This is a genomic window from Bradyrhizobium sp. CCBAU 11357, from assembly GCF_028128865.1.
Taxonomy (GTDB): domain Bacteria; phylum Pseudomonadota; class Alphaproteobacteria; order Rhizobiales; family Xanthobacteraceae; genus Bradyrhizobium.
Window position 1 is genome coordinate 1 of sequence record NZ_LBJW01000053.1, and the last position, 3,784, is coordinate 3,784.

Consider the following 3,784-nt stretch of genomic DNA (forward strand, 5'->3'; position numbering starts at 1 on the left):
TTCAGCTTGCCGGCAAGGTGGACTGGGACTGGATCGACGGCGAGATCGCACCACTCTACAGCGGGAACGGCCGGCCCGGCATCACGACCCGCTTCATGATCGGGCTGCTGCTGCTCGAGCACATTTACGGCCTGTCCGATGAGGGGGTGTGCGAGCGCTGGGTCCACGACCCGTATTTCCAGTGCTTCACCGGCGAAGAGTTCTTCCAGCACGCCTTTGCGCACGAGCGTTCGGACCTGAGCCACTGGCGCAAGCGGCTCCGCGACAAGCTGGAGCTGCTGCTGGCCGAGAGCCTGCGGGTGGCGCACGAGGCCGGCTCGTTACGCGGCCAAGACCTCAAGCGGGTCACCGTCGATACCACGGTGCAGCCAAAGGCATCACCTTCCCGACCGATGCCAAGCTGCTGCACGCGGCGATCAAAGGGCTCAACCGTCTGGCGAGGACGCACGGGATCAGGCTGCGGCAGTCCTATCTTCGCATTGCCAAGACCGCGGCCATGATGGCGGGGCGCTACGCTCATGCCAAGCAATTCAAACGGCATCAGCGGCAGTTGCGCATCCTGCGCAGCCGCTTGAGCCGGATCATCCGCGATATCCGCCGCAAGATCAAGGTCAGGCCGTGCTCGAGAACGCCTTCGCCCTCCCGCTCGGCCGGGCCTCCCAGATCCGCTCGCAGCAGCAACGCCAGCGCAGCTGCAACTGTATTCCTTCCATGCTCCGGAGGTCGAGTGCATCGGCAAGGGCAAAGCAGCCGCGCCTTACGAGTTCGGTGTCAAAGCTTCCATCGTCACCAACAACAGCCGTGCTCCCGGCGGGCTGTTCGTGCTGCACGCCATGGCGCTACCCGATAACCCGTACGACGGTCACACCTTGCGGGACATCATCGACCGCACCGAGACACTCACCGGCTGTGCGATCGAGCGGGCCTATGTCGACAAGGGATACCGTGGCCATGACGCGCAGAACCCGCGCCGTGTCTTCATCTCCGGCCAGAAGCGCGGGGCCTTCGGCGTCATCAAGCGCGAGCTGCGCCGCCGCTCTGCCATCGAACCCATCATCGGACACCTGAAGGCCGATGGTCACCTCGGCCGCTGCTACCTCAAAGGACGCGCCGGTGATGCGGCCAACGTCATCCTCTCTGCCGTCGGTCACAACTTCCGCCGTATGCTCGCTTGGCTGAGGGCTCTTTGGTGCCTCTTCCTAGCCACCCTCATCGCAGCCGCCAGCGACCCCTTACCGCTGAAATCAGTTTCTTAACGGACGACTATCTAGTACCCGGAATCAGAGCTGAGTGATACGGCGCCCTTTGAAATGGCGTTGACGGATCTTTTTCTTGGTCCAGACGAAGGGCTCAGCTTTGTCATTGTACGCGTTGACGTAGGCATCGATGTGTTCCTGAAGCTGCTTGGGGCTTGTGAAGGAGGTGCCGCTGAGCGACTGCCCCCCGCAAGATTGAGAACCACACCTTGACCTGGTTGAGCCAGGACACACTTTTTTGTGGGTGTTGAGGTTGTCGAGGATGACGTGAAGCTTCCGGTCCGGAAAAGCCACGGTGACGCTGTTCATGAAGTCGAGAAACTCGACACGGCGACGGCGTTTTGAATGGAAAGGTGGACCTCTCTTGCTTAGGGTATCATCCCGATCTTGAATCACGACTCACGATCCAAGAAAAGTGGGTACTAGGTTCGCGGAACAAATCGTCTGCGCGTTGAGGTTCTTCTACGGTGTGACTCTTGGTCATGACAACATTCCGGAGCGCATCGCCTACGGGGCCTCGCGTGGACGAGTGGTCGTCCGCTTCCGATGATCATCGACACTCCTCTGGCGCGTTTGGCCACCGCGTTGCAGTCGGTCGGGCGGGTCGGCCGCAGCGAACATGCCGGCGAACCTGATCAGCGGATCGTCGTTGCCGGCGGCGCTCAACTTGATCAGTCTGCCGATGAGGATCGCGTAGTTGGTCGAGAACTCTCCCCCCACGGTGCTCTGTCTGCCCAGGTTTTCCCAGAGAACCGGGCGGGGACCACTAACGTGAGGCTCCCCCCCCACCAGCCCCGGTAGGTACTACTGCAAGCTTTTAGCAGTACCCTGCCGGGCATCGGGGACACCCACGCAGGAGGTAGGCCGTGTACTTTCAAATTTACCGCGACACGCGCGATGAGTGGCGTTGGACGCTACTCGCTGGAAATATGCGCAAGATCGCTGAGTCTGGCGAGGGCTATCACAACAGAGCCGATTGCCTTGCGGTCATCGAACTCGTGAAAAGCACCGACCGCGACACTCCGGTGCGGGGGTAACCCCACCCTCATTCGATCAGACTTTCAGGTCGGACAGGCGATAAGATAATTTTCCTCCTCATCCGCCATCCTGTCCGCCCCAGAGTAGAACGCTTGTGGCGGGACGTTCAAGGGTTTGGGCATGACCCGGACAGAAGTCCCGGCCTGTCTGGGCTTGCCTTTTTCATCTCTTTTCAACTGCGGTAACGCGGACGTTTCGGAATTTCCACCCGGACGTGACCCGGACAAATGACCCTCCATTCTCTCCAGATGGCACTCCGGAGCACATTATCCCCCTCCCGCCTGAAGGCTCCACGCCTGAACGCCCGAACGACTGAAAGCCTCGACGCCCGACAAGGTCAGATCGCCGCCGCGCCAAGCGCGGCTCCAAATGTACCGGCGTGGAGGCTTTCAGTCGTTCGGGCGAGCCGCCCAAGCAAAAGGGCGGCCTGTTTGGACCGCCCTACAGCCTCACCGTCTCGCAATGAGTCTCAGCCCGATACGTCTCTCGCCATACGAAGCGCAGGATGCTTTGCCGCCCCGACCAAGCTGTTTGCGCCGCGCCTCTAAGCCGCGCAGATCCCTTCATTTTAGCTTCGAGGCTGGGGCGAAGTGGTCTAGTGCCCTCCGAGAGCGCTTCGCGCAGATCGCCAGAGAGAAATGTGGGGACGGCCTTCGCATCGCGCGCGCCTGCAACCGTCCTACCGATGTGCTCGACAATGTAATCTCCCAACGTGTCGCAGGCCGCCATGACATGACGGGATCATTGGCCGCGTCTGAAAACACATGACCGAACGCCTCACCGACTCAAGAGGGCTCGCCTGGCACACAGATCAACTCATGTCGCCATGTTACCCCATTTATTCAACCCTAGCTCGCCTACCTCCAACTCGAACAGATGCGCACTTAGCGCCATGCGCATCTTGTTCGAGAGGATCGCGATATGGTTCGGTTTGATTTCGATGCCCAGCTTTTTCTTCTGCGCCGTGTCGAACGTCATCAGCTCCAACTCAAAATCAACCTCGGCATACAGCGCGTAGCTTCCGCGTGACCCGGCAGCGGCGCTTTGTCCGTGTGGTGCACAATGGCAGTGATCACGCCCTCGACTTCCGCGAGTTTGCGGAGTTCACATGCTGACAACAATCACGTGTTCGCCTAACCAAGGTACTCGAAGACGATGATCTCACGTTCTTCGACCTCTGGATGAACCGCCCTAGGATTACGTCGACGCGTGCATGCGTCAGGCGCTGATCAAGAAGATGCGCGACATGCATCCTTACGTTGTCGAGATGGAGAAGATCGCAGCCAAGCGCGGCATCACCATCAGGGCCCCCCGTGTGCGAAGATCGGGCCCTTCACTGTGCACGCTCCAAACCGCGAGTGACACATCAAGCGGATTACCGATCTCGGCGATAAAGTACAGATTCTTTCGCACTTTCAGGATTGACGGCTTCTTCTAGAATGAAGGAGCTTTGAATGTACGATGGGAATGCCATGGGTCAGGTGATCCAG

Annotated in this window: 2 protein-coding genes and 2 pseudogenes; 2 read left to right on the forward strand and 2 right to left on the reverse strand. The window is 59.9% G+C overall.

All coding sequences use genetic code 11. The features are described 5' to 3' along the window. Positions 1 to 1,256 (forward strand): annotated as a pseudogene (locus tag XI05_RS09080) (IS5 family transposase); the annotation flags it as partial. Positions 1,257 to 1,280: 24 nt separating this feature from the next. Here the strand turns inward: XI05_RS09080 and XI05_RS09085 are convergent. Beyond that, positions 1,281 to 1,604, reverse strand: a pseudogene (locus XI05_RS09085) (IS630 family transposase); the annotation flags it as partial. 518 nt (positions 1,605 to 2,122) lie between these two features. On the opposite strand from XI05_RS09085, the gene XI05_RS09090 reads away from it, so the two are divergent. After that, positions 2,123 to 2,293: a YegP family protein gene (locus XI05_RS09090; protein WP_074448437.1), complete on the forward strand. Its 171-nt coding sequence runs from the start codon at positions 2,123 to 2,125 to the stop codon at positions 2,291 to 2,293. An 817-nt stretch (positions 2,294 to 3,110) separates the two neighbouring features. On the opposite strand, the gene XI05_RS09095 is transcribed toward XI05_RS09090, so the two are convergent. Next, positions 3,111 to 3,272, reverse strand: coding sequence for a hypothetical protein (locus XI05_RS09095; protein ID WP_172789705.1), 162 nt, complete (start codon positions 3,270 to 3,272; stop codon positions 3,111 to 3,113). Between the last annotated feature and the right edge of the window lie 512 nt (positions 3,273 to 3,784).

Bases quoted from the DNA above. Each gene is read 5' to 3' on its own strand.
- XI05_RS09095 (WP_172789705.1), bottom strand. From the start codon at position 3,272: ATGACGTTCGACACGGCGCAGAAGAAAAAGCTGGGCATCGAAATCAAA.